The 12,938-nt window shown below is 69.1% G+C and carries 12 protein-coding genes, 1 tRNA gene and 2 pseudogenes; 10 read left to right on the forward strand and 5 right to left on the reverse strand.

From position 1 onward, the window contains the following. Positions 1-89: 89 nt before the first annotated feature. Together AC069I_RS04765 and AC069I_RS04770 are read left to right on the forward strand one after the other, a co-directional pair. On the forward strand, positions 90-851 hold the full coding sequence (locus AC069I_RS04765) for a trypsin-like serine peptidase (protein WP_478264861.1): 762 nt from the start codon (positions 90-92) through the stop codon (positions 849-851). Positions 852-858: 7 nt separating this feature from the next. Next, positions 859-1,077, forward strand: a complete 219-nt coding sequence (locus AC069I_RS04770) for an RNA-binding S4 domain-containing protein (protein WP_478223703.1) — start codon at positions 859-861, stop codon at positions 1,075-1,077. A 46-nt stretch (positions 1,078-1,123) separates the two neighbouring features. On the opposite strand, the gene AC069I_RS04775 is transcribed toward AC069I_RS04770, so the two are convergent. Then, on the reverse strand, positions 1,124-2,068 hold the full coding sequence (locus tag AC069I_RS04775; RefSeq protein ID WP_478264862.1) for an Ldh family oxidoreductase: 945 nt from the start codon (positions 2,066-2,068) through the stop codon (positions 1,124-1,126). Positions 2,069-2,181: 113 nt separating this feature from the next. On the opposite strand from AC069I_RS04775, the gene AC069I_RS04780 reads away from it, so the two are divergent. The 3 genes from AC069I_RS04780 (at position 2,182) to AC069I_RS04790 (ending at position 3,015) form a co-directional block, all read left to right on the forward strand. Next, positions 2,182-2,469, forward strand: coding sequence for a DUF2277 domain-containing protein (locus tag AC069I_RS04780; protein WP_478223704.1), 288 nt, complete (start codon positions 2,182-2,184; stop codon positions 2,467-2,469). Positions 2,470-2,492: 23 nt separating this feature from the next. Continuing rightward, a complete protein-coding gene (locus tag AC069I_RS04785; RefSeq protein ID WP_340686671.1) occupies positions 2,493-2,855 on the forward strand; it encodes a DUF4190 domain-containing protein in 363 nt (120 codons plus the stop codon). Positions 2,856-2,926: 71 nt separating this feature from the next. Then, positions 2,927-3,015, forward strand: a tRNA-Ser gene (locus AC069I_RS04790). 49 nt (positions 3,016-3,064) lie between these two features. On the opposite strand, the gene AC069I_RS04795 is transcribed toward AC069I_RS04790, so the two are convergent. Then, positions 3,065-4,840 carry an RICIN domain-containing protein gene (locus tag AC069I_RS04795; RefSeq protein ID WP_478223705.1) on the reverse strand — a complete coding sequence of 592 codons (1,776 nt, stop codon included), beginning with the start codon at positions 4,838-4,840 and terminating at the stop codon, positions 3,065-3,067. Between the two features lie 102 nt (positions 4,841-4,942). Here AC069I_RS04795 and AC069I_RS04800 point away from each other — a divergent pair. Both AC069I_RS04800 and AC069I_RS04805 read left to right on the forward strand, forming a co-directional pair. Next, positions 4,943-5,313, forward strand: a pseudogene (locus tag AC069I_RS04800) (YciI family protein). A gap of 7 nt (positions 5,314-5,320) precedes the next feature. Continuing rightward, positions 5,321-6,340 (forward strand): annotated as a pseudogene (locus AC069I_RS04805) (RNA polymerase sigma factor). Here the strand turns inward: AC069I_RS04805 and AC069I_RS04810 are convergent. Beyond that, positions 6,330-6,833, reverse strand: coding sequence for a MarR family winged helix-turn-helix transcriptional regulator (locus AC069I_RS04810; RefSeq protein ID WP_478231217.1), 504 nt, complete (start codon positions 6,831-6,833; stop codon positions 6,330-6,332). The pseudogene AC069I_RS04805 and the gene AC069I_RS04810 overlap by 11 nt on opposite strands. Positions 6,834-7,371: 538 nt before the next feature. Here AC069I_RS04810 and ypfJ point away from each other — a divergent pair. After that, positions 7,372-8,289 (forward strand): KPN_02809 family neutral zinc metallopeptidase, encoded by a 918-nt coding sequence (gene ypfJ, locus AC069I_RS04815; protein ID WP_478223707.1) that lies wholly within the window; start codon positions 7,372-7,374, stop codon positions 8,287-8,289. Positions 8,290-8,351: 62 nt separating this feature from the next. On the opposite strand, the gene AC069I_RS04820 is transcribed toward ypfJ, so the two are convergent. After that, on the reverse strand, positions 8,352-9,893 hold the full coding sequence (locus AC069I_RS04820) for a M28 family peptidase (protein WP_478223708.1): 1,542 nt from the start codon (positions 9,891-9,893) through the stop codon (positions 8,352-8,354). Positions 9,894-9,973: 80 nt separating this feature from the next. Between AC069I_RS04820 and AC069I_RS04825 the strand changes: the two genes are divergently transcribed. Beyond that, positions 9,974-10,951 (forward strand): NAD(P)H-quinone oxidoreductase, encoded by a 978-nt coding sequence (locus AC069I_RS04825; RefSeq protein ID WP_478264863.1) that lies wholly within the window; start codon positions 9,974-9,976, stop codon positions 10,949-10,951. Here AC069I_RS04825 and AC069I_RS04830 read toward each other — a convergent pair. Next, the gene (locus tag AC069I_RS04830; RefSeq protein ID WP_340685860.1) at positions 10,948-12,147 is read right to left on the reverse strand and encodes a cysteine desulfurase-like protein; all 1,200 of its coding nucleotides are present in this window, start codon (positions 12,145-12,147) and stop codon (positions 10,948-10,950) included. The two genes, AC069I_RS04825 and AC069I_RS04830, sit on opposite strands and share 4 nt — an antisense overlap. A gap of 134 nt (positions 12,148-12,281) precedes the next feature. On the opposite strand from AC069I_RS04830, the gene AC069I_RS04835 reads away from it, so the two are divergent. Beyond that, positions 12,282-12,884 (forward strand): bacterial proteasome activator family protein, encoded by a 603-nt coding sequence (locus AC069I_RS04835; RefSeq protein ID WP_478223710.1) that lies wholly within the window; start codon positions 12,282-12,284, stop codon positions 12,882-12,884. The last annotated feature ends 54 nt before the right edge of the window (positions 12,885-12,938 follow it).

Raw genomic sequence — 12,938 nt, forward strand, 5'->3', positions numbered from 1 at the left:
TGCTGTGCGTTGATCGATTCGGGCTGTGTTCGCATACCACTTATGGTGATCTGGAACCCGGACGGCCGTGGACGAGCGAAAGGAAGGCGATGCGCCGCGCCCTGTTGCTCGTGCTCTGTGTCGTTCTGTCCGGTTGCTCCGCCGTGCCGGATCCTGCCGCGACCGAAGGCGACGGCGCCGGCGCGACGGTGGCGGCCACGCCCGCCGCGCCGCGGACCAATCCGGCGATCGGCGCGCTCTTCGTCGACGGAACGCATTTCTGCACGGCCAGCGTCGTCCACAGCGCCCCCGGCGACCTCCTGCTCACGGCGGCGCATTGCCTCCACGACGGCGAAGGCGGCCAGTACGCGACGGGGATCTCGTTCGCGCCCGGCTATCACGACGGTGTCGCGCCCTACGGCTATTGGGACGTCTCGGATCCGCAGGTTCCCGACGGCTGGGCCGAGTCCTCCGATCCGGACCTCGACGTCGGCTTCGCGACCGCCCACCAGGCGGGCACCACGAAGCCCCTCGAAAGCATCACAGGCGCCAACACGCTGCTGACCGGCGGCGGCTTCGCCCATGCGATCACCCTGACCGGTTATCCCGACGAACGAGAGGCGCCGGTCGTCTGCCACGGCTCCAGCGCACAGGCCGACACCTACCAGATGCGCGTCGCGTGCCCCGGCTTCACGACCGGTACCAGCGGCGGCCCGTGGGTGGTCGGCGCCGACCCGGCGACCGAACTCGGCACCGTCGTCGGCGTGATCGGCGGCTACCTGTACGGCGGGGACGATCCGGACACGTCCTACAGCAGCTACTTCGACACCGACGTCGCCACCTTGTACCGGAAAATGGACGCACGGGGATGATCTCCCCATGAGCATCCACGACGTCCCGATCACCGGCGAGCCGATCCGCCTCGGTCAGTTCCTCAAACTGGCCAACCTGGCCGAAGACGGCTCGCACGCCAAAGACCTCCTCGACGCCGAAGAGGTCACGGTCAACGGCGAGGTGGAGGTCCGGCGCGGCCGTCAGCTGACGAACGGCGACGTCGTGAAGGTCGGCGGCGAAGGCGGCCGCGTCGTCCTGGGCTAGCTGCGCGTGCCCTCGATCGCCGTGTCGTCCGTCTGATCACGCGAAACTAGCGGCCCTGCAGCGGAGCCAGGCGCAACGCCCTCGCGAGTTCTTCGAGCTCGCGGTGCACCGGCTCGTTCAGCGGGACACCCAGCGCCTGGCACTGTTCGAGGTACTGCGCCTCGCGCCAGCCCGGGTAGCGGACCGGCGTGCCGCCCTCCCAGCCGAGCAGGCTGCCGAACAGCGCGCTGGCGGCTCTGTAGAACCCGTCGGCGCTGCGGAGCGTCGTCGGCGCGATGGCCATCACCATCAGGCCGGTGTCGTGATCGTGGTCGCCGACGCCCGAAAGCACCCCGGCGAAGATCTCCACCAGCAGGGCGAAGCCGGCGACGGCGGCGCTGTCGACATCCGCCAGGGTGTCGAGGTCGAGGACGAACTCCGGGTACGCGCCCGCGGGGGCGGCCATCCCGAGCGGGTTCGCGGCCTTCCCGAGCTCACCGCCCGCCGCCATGACGAGCCCGATCATGGTGTGCGGCAACGCCCTCGCCGCATGGTGCCCGGCACGGCCGAACGGACCGACGCCGCGGACCGACATGAGCCCGACGCCGTATCGGCCCGCCCGGGACACCGCCCGGTCCATCGCGTCGCCGACGGCCCACAGCCCGGGCGCGCGGCGGTAGTCGATCAGGGCCGCGGCGCCGCGGTCGGCGATCATCAGCGGTTCGGCCCTCGGCCGCACCGTGCCGTCGACCAGCATCGGCAGGTGCAGCCGGGTCAGCTCGGCGACGCCGGACTCCGGCGTTCCGGTGAGATCGCCATGGCACAACGCCTCGGCGGCCATCCTGGCGCGCGACCACGGCAGATCGTGCGCGGTGAAGACCTCGGTGACCAGGTCGATCAGGGCGTCGATCGGGACACGCTGCCAGACCTGTTCCGGAATCGGGGAGGGTTCGGCCGGTTCGGGGATCGGCTCGACGGGCGCACGGCGAAGAGAGCGGGGTCTGAGGGGCACTCCGCCGAGGGTGCCCAACCGCGTTTTTCGGCGTCAACGAACCAGGGCAGCTTCTAACCGACTGTGTGATCGAAGCACTCGGAAACGTCGGTGGGCGGACGTACCATCGGGCCATGTGCCGGAACATCACGACGCTTCGAGGGCTTGAGCCGGCGGCGACGCCGGACGAGATCGAGGCCGCCGCCCGCCAGTACGTCCGCAAGGTGTCCGGGGTGCAGAGCCTGTCCGACGCCACCCGCGAGCCCTTCGAGGCCGCCGTCGCCGAGGTCACCGAGATCACCCGGCGGCTGCTGGCCGAACTGCCCGCACGCCGTCAGCCGCCGACGACGGTGCCACCGTTGCGCCGCCCCGAAGTCCAGGCGCGAATCGCGGCGAAGGCCGCGAAGAGCCAAGCTTCCTGAACTCCGGCGGTTACGGTGAGCGGGTGACATACCCGCAAGACCCCTACGGTCACCAGCAGCCCTACGGCCAGCAACCCCCGTACGGGCAGCCGTACCAGCAACCGGGCTATGGGTACGGCCCGCCGCAACCGCCGCAGGAACAGGGCCTGGCCATCGCGGCACTCGTCGTGTCGATCGCCAGCCTGGTCGCCTGCAGCGGGCTGCCGTCGATCGCGGGCGTCATCATGGGGCATATCGCGCATTCCAAGGCCAAACGCGGGGAAGCCGGCGGCCAGGGAATGGCGCTCGCGGCGATCATCATCGGCTACATCGGCGTCGCCATCGTCGTCCTGCTCTTGGCGGGCTTCATCTTCGTGGGGATCCTGACCGACTGGGACTTCGACTAGTCCAACGGAAAGCCGCGCTTCGACTGGATCCGAAGCATTCCGAGTACAAGCCGTCGGATACCCTCGACAGCGGTAGCGTGTCCGAGCGGCCGAAGGAACATGTCTTGAAAACATGCGAGGGCTCTGTCCTCCGTGGGTTCGAATCCCACCGCTACCGCCAGTCTTGAAACCGACGCTCCCCAGGTCCACAGACCTGGGGAGCGTCGCGTTTACGCGGGTACGAGAGCCCAGATGGTCTCGTCGCCGCGGCCGCCGTGGAAGGGCCGCTGCTCCAGCAGCGAAGCCGTCCCGTTGTTGACCTGCCGCACCGCCAGCTTGCTCGCCCGGTTCACCAGTCCGTAGCGCATGTCGGCGCTGCGGAGCAGCTTCCACTGCTGGTCGGTGGCCGAGCCGCAGTGCGTCTGTTCCAGGAGCGCGCCCTCCGCGGTGCTGCCGGAGACCGGCCGCAGGCACTGACCGCTGCGCTCGTTGGAGATCTTCCAGTACCCGCCGCCCGCGTCGGTGAGCCGCCACTTCTGGCCGTTGTCGTTCTGCCGCGCGACGTTGGTGATCTTCGCGCCCGCCGACGACGAACCGTCGACGACCGCCGCGCTGTTGCCGTTGGTGGCGACCGTCAGGTAGTACTTCTTGCCCGCCTTCGGGCCGGGGTCGGTGACGGGGTTCAGCGTCCACTGCTGGTCGGCCGCCCCGGTGTAGGGCCGCTGGACCAACGGCGCCGGGTACGCGCCGCCGTCGGTGATCGCGTAGCCGGTCAGGTAGTTGAAGATCGCCACCTTGCCGTTGCCGAGCGGCTGGAACGCCCACCGCATGCCGTTCTGGCCGTTGCAGTTGTACTGGAGGATCGGCGTGCCGGGCGCCGTCCCGCTCTGCGCACTGTCGGCGCACAGCTGGCTGTTGGCGTTGACCAGCTGCAATCCGGTGTTGTACCCGAGGATCCACTTCTGGCTCATGGAGTCGTTGCGCGGCCGGTGACTGAGGTCGGCGAGGCCGCCGGTCGAAGAACCCACGACGTCGATGGCGTCGCCGTTCGCACCGGTGATGACGTAGGTCTTCCCGCCCCGAGCGTGCCCGTCGTCGTTGTCGGGGGCGTCCTTCTTGATCAGGAAGGCGCTGTTCGCGACGTTCCAGTGCGTCGCGAGCCAGCTGCCCGGCGTGGGGTTCGTGCTGAAGTAGTCGTCGTTGCCGCAGTCCAGCAGCCGATCGAAATCGCGTTCCGTGCAGTCGAAGGACTGCGTGTCGCCGTAACACATCAGATCCCATTCCTGGGAGCAGTGCCCGCCGCCCTGGTAGTGCGGGGCGCCCGGCAGGACGGCGCCGAGCATGTGGCCCAGTTCGTGGGCGGCGGCGTTGACACCCCAGCAGGGGACGGCGATCTCCGTGTAGTGCCTGCCGTTGTTGAAGGCGTTGGCGGGACCGGGCTGGTCGTCGCTGTCGCCCCAGGTTCCCGCGCAGGTGTGCGGGTTGTCGGAGAACAGCATGTAATCGCGGTCCGCGTTGAAGAAACCGGCCTGGATGGCGCGGTCGCGGATGGCGCCGGACAGGTACGTGCCGTCGGGCACCACGAGGTTCGCGACGGCGACCTGGCAGCCCGCGCCCGCGGTCGTCACGTACCGGAGGTGCCTGCTGCCGCCTGTCGCGGCGGCGCTGTCGTTGAACGCGTCGTCGACCCCGGACGCGTAGGCGCGCAGAGACGGCACGACGGTCGCGTACCGGTCGGGCTGACCGGCCTCGCGGACGTAGACCAGCTCGACGCGTTTGCCGGAAACCCCGTCGCCCTCGCAGACCACCGGATTGGCGGCGACCTGCGCCTGAGCGACGGCGGGAGCGAGCGGGGCCACGGGGGCCGCGCCGGGTGGCAGCGGATGGCTGTGGTCCTTGGCCACGGAAACCGCGAATGCAGCGAATTTATCGGAGGCCGCGGCCTCACCGACGAGCAAACCACCGAGGAGACCGACCAGGACCAGCAGCCGTTTCGCCTTCGACAAGGGCTCTTCCTTTCGCGAGGGAGGAACGCGACAAGGACGCTAGAGGTCGGAGGTATAGACCACCAGGAAGAAAAACCGGCAGACTGCCACTACCCTTCCGGCATGCCCGAGTACCTGCTGCTCAAGCCCTACCGCGGCGCTCCGGCGGCGGTCAACGACGTGCCGATGGACCACTGGGCCCCGGACGAGATCACGGCGCATATGAACTACATGAAGGACTTCGCCGCCCGGCTCGTGGAGACCGGCGAGTTCGTCCAGGAGCAGGCTCTCGCCCCCGAAGGCACCTTCGTCCGGTACGACGGCGAGGGCGAGCCGCCGGTCACCGACGGCCCTTTCGCCGAGACCAAGGACCTCATCGCCGGCTTCATGGTGATCGACGTCGACAGCTACGGCCGGGAGCAGGCGGGAAGCCGATCCACGAGTGGCTCGAACTGCGTCCGATCCTGAGCGAGCAGCTCGTCATCACGGAGTGATGACGAGCTGGACGAGGCCCTGCTCCGAAGCCTCACACCGAACGTCCTCGGCAGGGAAGCGCTGATCGAAGCCGTCCGCGTGTGGCCCGGCGACCGGCCGAAGGACCCGAAAGGCTGACTCGTCACCGTCGCGTGGCGCAAGTTCCTCCACATGGCCCGGTCGGACGCCGCCCGTCGCCGGCGCGAGGGTCTCGTCGACGAGGAGCCCGCCCCCGGTCCTGTGCCCGAGGTGGACGACACGCTGCAGCTCTACTTCCTGTGCGCCCACCCGTCGCTGACGCCGTCTTCGGCGGTCGCCCTCACCCTGCGCAGCGCATCAGCCGGGCCAAACGCACCGTCTCCGGAGTGCGTTTCGACCAGGCCGGCGACGTCGCCACCGTGCTCCGCGTGCTCTACCTGGTGTTCAACGAGGGCTACTCCGGCGACGTCGACCTCGCCGCCGAAGCCATCCGGCTCACCCGCCGTCTCTCGGCCTCGATCGACCATCCCGAGGTCGCGGGCCTGCCCGCCCTCATGCTGCTCCACCACGCCCGGCGCGCCGCGCGGACGGCTCCCGGCGGCGAGCTGGTGCCGCTCGCCGAACAGGACCGCGGCAAATGGGACACGCGCCTGATCGCCGAGGGCGTCGAGATCCTGCGGGCCGCGCTGGCCCACGACCGGCTGGGCGAGTTCCAGGAACAGGCCGCCATCGCGGCGCTCCACGCCGACGCGCCCACCGCCGGGGAGACCGACTGGGTGCAGATCGTCGAGTGGTACGACGAGCTCGCACGACTGACCGGCAGCCCGGTCGTCCGGCTCAACCGCGCGGTGGCCGTCGGCGAGGCGGACGGACCGCGCGCGGGCCTGGCCGCGCTCGCGGAACTGGACGACACGCTGCCCCGGTACGCGGCGGTGGCGGCGTACCTGCACGAGCGCGACGGCGACCTGGCGACGGCGGTACGGCGAGGCGGCCGACAAGGCGGCCAACCTGGCCGAGCGCGCGCACCTGACCCGTCAGGCCGCGCGGCTCAACGCCCTCAAGAAGTGATCGGCGGCAGGCGCGGAAGGCCGTCGATCTCCGACAGGTGATCCAGCACCCGCCCGAAAGCCTGCCCCAGCACCCGCTGCTCTTCGGGGCTCAGCAGGTCGATCAGATGCTCCCGGACCCCCTCGACGTGCGTCGGCGCGGCACCCTCCAGCAGTTCCGCGCCGCGTTCCGTCATCTCCGCGACGACACCGCGTTTGTCCGCCGGGTCACGCGTGCGGCGGATGAGCCCGTCGGCCTCCAGCCGGACCATCTGGTGCGAAAGCCTGCTCTTGGTCGAGCCGAGCATGCTCGCCAGCTCCGTCATCCGCATCCGCCGGTCGGGCTGGAGCGAAAGACAGACCAGGACCTCGTAGTCGGCGAGGGTGACGCCATGGCGCTCGGAGAGCTCGCGATGCAGGCGCTGCCGCAGCCGCATGGTGGCGACGATGTACGAGCGCCAAGCGACCATCTCGGACTCGGACAGCCAGCGCACTTCCTTCTGCTTCACCGCCATCCACGCAGAGTAGAGCGTTGATCGCATAAGGCGCATACCCACCGGTCACTTTTTGGCCCGTGAAAAACCCGGTGGGACATTCGCCCGAAGGAGGGTTACGAAAAGGTTGAGACTCGGCGCGAAAAGGCGCATTCTGCTTGTCAGCGGATGGTCGGGCAAGTAACGGGCGATCTCCTCGAAGGATCGCCGGACCTGCTCCCCAGCCGGGAAGGGTCAGGTGGTGGTATGGCGGGTGATTCTCGCGGTTGACCGCCTGCTGTGTCCCCGCGACCGGAACGGAAAGGACCGGGTCGGTCGCGACTGAGAACAGCGATGAGCGCGGGCATCCCAAGATGCGCTCGACAATTCTCGCGCATTCGGCGTCACTCTGGCCTGTTTCGGGTTCGCGGCCTCTTCGACCGCCTCGGCAGTGCCCGGCGCCGGCCCGGTGATCGCGGCCAACCGGCGATCGGAACAAGACAACCTCGGTAGTCCTGGGTGCGGCCACTCCGGTGGCCGCACCCAGGCATATCCGGGGTCTTCCGGCTACGCTTTCCCGGTGCGATTCGACGAAGGCGCGGGACTGGACACCTCCGAGGTCGAGGACCTGCGCGGAGGTGGTGGTGGCGGTGGTATCGGCGGCCGGGTGGCCCTCGGCGGCGGCGGGCTCAGCGTGGTCGGCCTCGTCATCTACTTCCTCATCTCCCAGTTCGGCGGCGTGAGCCTGAACCCGTCTTCGGGCAGTCTCGGCGGCGTGGGCTCCGGGCAGCAGATGGACAACACGTCGCTGTCGCAGGAGTGCAAGACCGGCGCGGACGCGAACCGGAACCACGACTGCGCGATCGTCGCCGTCATCAACTCGATCCAGGACTACTGGGCGCAGGAGTTCCAGCGGTCCGGGTCGACCTACCGCAAGGCCGTCACCAACTTCTTCAACGGCGGCGTGAACACCGCCTGCGGCAACGCGACTTCGGACGTCGGGCCGTTCTACTGCCCTGGCGACTCCGAGGTCTACATCGACCTCGGCTTCTTCAACGAACTCCGCACCCGGTTCGGCGCACAGGGCGGGCCGTTCGCGGAGGCGTACGTGCTGGCCCACGAATACGGACACCACGTACAGAACCTCACCGGAGTGTCCAAAAAGGGCACCGGGAGCGGGCCGACGTCCGGCTCGGTGCGGCTCGAACTGCAGGCCGACTGCTACGCCGGCGTCTGGGCGAACCACGCCACCACCACCCCGACCGAATCCGGGCGGCCGCTGATCACCGAGGTCAGCCAGGGGGACATCGACTCCGCGCTGGACACCGCTTCGCGGATCGGTGACGACTACATCCAGTCGAAGCTCGGCGGCGGCCGGGTCGACGAGTCGAAGTTCAGCCACGGCACTTCGGCGCAGCGGAAGAAGTGGTTCACCACCGGCTTCCAGACCGGCGAGCCGGCACGGTGCGACACCTTCGCGACCAACAGCCTGGGCTGAAAGCCTCGTGAGTGGTAAGGACGGTTAGAACCGTCCTTACCACTCACGAGGCATCTTGTGGATCAGGCGGCGACGTGGTGGTCGTCAGCGTGGACCGAAGCCGTCAGGCTTCGCTGCTGCGACCGCTCGGCCGCGCGCAGTGCCTGCACCTTCGTGGCCTTGGCACCCGAGACACCGTTGATGTTCTCCGTGCTGATCGCGTACACGCCCAGCGCCCAGGCGACGGCGTCCGAGTTGCGCTCGAGCGCGACGCGGTCGACGTTGCCGAGGTTGTCGCACGCCTGGTGGTAGCACTTGTCGTAAGGAACGTTGGCGCTACCGCCCCACTTGGCGGCCTGTGCGGCGGTCTTCACGCCTTCGGCACCGGTGAACAGGCCACCGGCCGGGATACCGGCGCGGATGAAGCCCTGGTAATCCGAGCGGCCGGTGAAGTCCGTGCCCTCGACCGGGACGCCCTTGCCGAGCTGCAGGTAGTCGACCAAGGTCTTTTCGAGCTGACCCGAGCCGTACGGGCCCGCGCCCTCGCCGACACCGTCGGAGTTGTCACCGTCGTACGCGAAGTACGCCGCGTTCGGCGAACCGATCATGTCGTAGTTGTAGTAGAGCGCGATGTCGAGCTGCTGCTCGAAGGTCAGCGAGTTGACGTAGTGCGTCGAGCCGACGAGCCCGAACTCCTCGGCGCTCCACCAGCCGAAGCGGACGGCGTTGTTGGCCTTGGGTTTGCTGCCCAGCTGCAGCGCGGTCTCCAGCAGCGCGGCGGAACCGGTGCCGTTGTCGTTGATGCCGGGGCCCTCGGTGACGCTGTCGAGGTGGGCGCCGAGCATCACGACGTTGTCCTTGCGGCCGCTCTTGGTCTCGGCGAGGACGTTGTAGCTGGTCCGCTCCTCCTGGAAGGCACGCAGGTCGAGGGTGACCGAGGAGCCGGCCTTGGTGGCGAGCGCCTGGCCGTCGGCCTGGGTGATGCCACCGGTCGGGATCTTGCCCGCGGCCGGGTCGCCCAGGGTGCCGTTGACCGGGCCAGGGACGTTGTTGTAGACGATCGCGCCGAGGGCGCCCGACTCGGCGGCCGTCGCCTGCTTCTGCGCGAAGGAGCAGCCACCGCGCTGGATCAGCGCGATCTTGCCGGCGACCCCGCCGGCGTAGTCGGCCGCCTCGCAGCCGCTGGTGTCGTCGACCGGGACCACCGCGAGCGGCGCGGTGATTCCGCCCGCGGGCGTCGACGGGCTGTAGGCCATGATGATGACCGGGACGTCGGCGCCCGCGACCGTCAGTTCCTCCGCGAGGGTCTCCGCGTAGGTGAAGGGGAACTCCTGCCGGGTGACCGCGAAGCCCGCCTGCTCCAGCTTGGTGGCGATGTACTCCGCGGACCTCTTGTGGCCCTCGGTGCTGGCGGCGCGACGGCCACCGGTGGCGTCCGAGATCCGCTGGAACGCGACCAGGTGCCGATTGACGTTGTTCACGTTCACCTTGTTGACGAGCTGCTTCGCCAGTGCGGGACCGTCGATCCCCGTGGCGGCTGTCGCAGCGGGAGCCATTCCGACCGTGAGCGCGGCGGTGGCCGCCACCACGATCGAGGGAACAATGCTTCTTCGCGAATATGACATGGGCGTCACCTTTGTGTGGTTTGCGCCACAGGTCAACCGACGTTCGGCGGACTTTATGACACCGGGATAGGGTCGTTCGTATGTACGCGATCACCATCCGTGAGCCTGGCGATCCCGATGTTCTCGAATGGACCGAGGTCCCCGATCCCGTGGCCGCTGAAGGCGAAGTCGTCATCGAGGTCGCCGCGAGCGCCGTCAACCGGGCTGACCTGCTGCAGCGCCAGGGGAACTATCCGCCTCCGCCGGGGGCGAGCGAAATCATCGGACTCGAATGTTCGGGCACGATCACCGAAATCGGCGAAGGCGTCGAAGGATGGCGAATCGGCGATGAAGTTTGTGCTTTGCTCGCCGGTGGTGGCTATGGGGAAAAGGTCGCCGTCCCGGCCGGACAACTGCTTCCGCTGCCCGCCGAAGTCGAATTGCTCGCGGCCGCCGGACTGCCCGAAGTCGCGTGCACGGTTTGGGCGAATGTGGTGATGCACGCCGGCCTGTCCGAGGGTGAGGTCCTGCTCGTCCACGGCGGCGCGGGTGGCATCGGCACGCACGCGATCCAGGTCGCCAAGGCACTCGGCGCGACGGTCGCGGTGACAGCGGGCTCCGAAGACCGGCTGGAGAGCTGCCGCCAGCTCGGCGCCGACATCGCGATCAACTACAAGGAGCAGGACTTCGTCGAGGTCCTGCGCGCCGAGACCGGCGGCGCGAACGTCATCCTCGACAACATGGGCGCCAAGTACCTCGGCCGCAACATCGACGCGCTGGCCATGGACGGCAGGCTCGTGATCATCGGCATGCAGGGCGGGGTCAAGGGCGAGCTCAACATCGGCAAGGTGATGGGCAAACGCGCGAGCCTCTATGGCGCGGGCCTGCGGTCGCGGCCGCTGGAGCAGAAGGCGGCGATCGTCGCCGACGTCCGCGAGCGGCTGTGGCCGTTGGTGGCGCAGGGGTCGGTGAAGCCGATCGTCGGACAGGTCGTCCCGATGGCCGAAGCCGCCGCCGCGCACCGCGCGCTCGAAGAAGGCACGGTTTTCGGCAAGGTCTTGCTGGCGGCGAAGTCCTAACGGATCTCTTCCAGCACCCGGACGAGCTGATTGACCTCGAAGACGTTCGAGTAGTGCGCGAGTCCGATGCGGACGGCGCCGCCGACTTCGGCGGCGCCGAGCGACCCGAAGACACCGCTCGTACCGTCGTCGGCGAAGGCGCAGAGTCCCTGGGACGCCAGGTATTCGGCGACCTCGGGCGCCTTCTTCCCCGCGACGGCGAACGCGAGCGCGGGGATCCTGCGCATGGCGTCACCGATGACCATGACGTGCCGCAGCGAACGCAGTTCCGTGGACAGCTGCGCCAGAAGTCCCGCGTGGTACGACTTCGCCGAACCCAGCGACGTCACCAGCTTCTCGCGCCGCGAGCCCATCGCGGCGTCGTCCAAACCGGCCAGATAGTCGATCGACGCGATCAGACCGGCCAGCAACGGGTACGCGTGCGGCCCCAGCTCCATCCGGGCCGGACCGCGCGCGGCCGGATCGAGCGACACCGACGGCAGGCGTTCGAGCAGCTCGGGATCGCGGAAGACCAGCGCCCCCACCGACGGCCCGCCCCAGGCCTGCGCCGAAACCACCATCACGTCGGCGCCGAGCTCGTTGAGATCGAGCGGCACGAACGGCGCCGCGTACGTCGCGTCGACGACCACCAGCGCGCCGACCCGTTTGGCGAACTCGATCACCGTCGGGACATCGGGCCGGGTGCCGACCGAACCGGAGGCCAGCGTCACCGCGACGGCCTTGGTGCGCGCGGAAACGAGGTTCTCGTACTGCCAGGCGGGCAGCTCGCAGGTCTCGATGTCGATCTCGCCCCAGCGCACGACCGCGCCGACGCGTTTCGCCGCGCGGCGCCACGGCGCGAGGTTGGCCTCCTCGTCGAGCCGGGAGACGACGACCTCGTCGCCGATCGTCCAGCGATCGGCCATCGCGTCGACGAGACGGCGGATGAGATCGGGCGCGTTGGGGCCGAGCACGACCCCGGCCGGATCGGCGCCGACCAGGTCGGCGACCGCCCGGCGAGCGGCCGTGACAATGCTTTCCGCACGCTGGGAGGCCGGAAACGCTCCACCCGGCCCGGACACCGGAGCGCGCATGGCCGTGGATACGGCCGAAGCGACCTGTTCAGGTACGAGCATTCCGGCGGCGCCGTCGAAGTGAATCCAGCCGTCACCCAGCGCGGGAAACAACCCACGGATACGAGCGACGTCGAACGCCATGGGGACACCGTACGGACGTGCGGTTTGGCGCTTTACCCGGGGTTGGCTGCCTGACCACGGGGTGCGACGATTCCCGCTACGCTCGGAGACGGCGCCGAAAACCACACTGCGCTTCGTGCCCGACGTAGGCCAGGATGGAGCACATGACCGACCCAGTTTCCCGCGAATCGACCACCCCCGGTGACGGCGGCGGAGACTCCCCACACCATGTGGTGGTCGTCGGTCCCGACGGCACCCCGGTCGGCACCGCACGCATCGCCTCCCCCGGCTCCGACGACGAGACGTCACAGGAGGAGTCGCTCGGCGACCTCGTCGAAGAGCCCGCCAAGGTGATGCGCATCGGCACGATGATCAAACAGCTGCTGGAGGAGGTCCGCGCCGCGCCGCTGGACGACGCCAGCCGCACGCGCGTGCGCGAGATCCACCAGACCTCCATCCGCGAACTGGAGCAGGCGCTGGCGCCGGAGCTGCAGGACGAGCTGGAGCGGCTGGTGCGGCCGTTCACCGAGGACTCGACGCCGTCCGATGCCGAACTGCGGATCGCGCAGGCGCAGCTGGTCGGCTGGCTGGAAGGGCTGTTCAGCGGCATCCAGACCGCGCTGTTCGCGCAGCAGATGGCCGCGCGGGTGCAGCTGGAGCAGATGCGGCGCGGGCTCCCGGCCGGGCCGTCCGCGGGCGGCGCCCTCGGCGGGCACGGGGCAGGCGGCGAGTCGCACGGGCCGGGCCAGTACCTCTGACACGCGCCATGAAAGGTCCTTTCCTTGCGAAATTTGCAAGGAAAGGACCTTTCA

Source organism: Amycolatopsis sp. NPDC043885, from assembly GCF_056435685.1.

Bases quoted from the DNA above. Each gene is read 5' to 3' on its own strand.
- AC069I_RS04765 (WP_478264861.1), top strand. From the start codon at position 90: ATGCGCCGCGCCCTGTTGCTCGTGCTCTGTGTCGTTCTGTCCGGTTGC.
- AC069I_RS04770 (WP_478223703.1), top strand. From the start codon at position 859: ATGAGCATCCACGACGTCCCGATCACCGGCGAGCCGATCCGCCTCGGT.
- AC069I_RS04780 (WP_478223704.1), top strand. From the start codon at position 2,182: ATGTGCCGGAACATCACGACGCTTCGAGGGCTTGAGCCGGCGGCGACG.
- AC069I_RS04810 (WP_478231217.1), bottom strand. From the start codon at position 6,833: ATGGCGGTGAAGCAGAAGGAAGTGCGCTGGCTGTCCGAGTCCGAGATG.
- AC069I_RS04820 (WP_478223708.1), bottom strand. From the start codon at position 9,893: ATGTCATATTCGCGAAGAAGCATTGTTCCCTCGATCGTGGTGGCGGCC.
- AC069I_RS04825 (WP_478264863.1), top strand. From the start codon at position 9,974: ATGTACGCGATCACCATCCGTGAGCCTGGCGATCCCGATGTTCTCGAA.
- AC069I_RS04830 (WP_340685860.1), bottom strand. From the start codon at position 12,147: ATGGCGTTCGACGTCGCTCGTATCCGTGGGTTGTTTCCCGCGCTGGGT.
- AC069I_RS04835 (WP_478223710.1), top strand. From the start codon at position 12,282: ATGGAGCACATGACCGACCCAGTTTCCCGCGAATCGACCACCCCCGGT.